The organism is Phytoactinopolyspora endophytica (assembly GCF_004138495.1).
In the GTDB taxonomy this organism is placed as follows: domain Bacteria; phylum Actinomycetota; class Actinomycetes; order Jiangellales; family Jiangellaceae; genus Phytoactinopolyspora; species Phytoactinopolyspora endophytica.
Genome location: NZ_ML142849.1, coordinates 142,325 through 142,707, shown reverse-complemented (window position 1 = coordinate 142,707; position 383 = coordinate 142,325).

Here is a 383-nt window from a genome sequence, read left to right as displayed (position 1 = left end):
GCGGCGACGTCGAGCAGCGCCCATTCCAGGCCGGCCAAGGCGCCGCGGTAGGGGACCGGCTCATCACCGCCCGCCCCGCCGTCGCGCGCCGGCGCCGTCTCGGTGGCCAGCCGCCGGAGATCCGCCATGAGCGCGTCCACGTCAGCGCGCGCCTTGCCGGGTCGTCGGCGGATCGCGCTTCCTTCGAGGCGAGCCAGGGCTTTGCGGACAAAGCGCCACGACCCCGCGGCGGTGTCGCCGGTCGCTGTCCGACCGCGAGGGGACCCCTCACCAGCGCCTTGGACGGCACCACGACGTGTCTCGGCGTCGAGACGGATCAGAATGTTACGGGCATCGGCCTCAGCCCGGCGACGCGATCCAGCGAGGGGAATCCGGAACTCGGA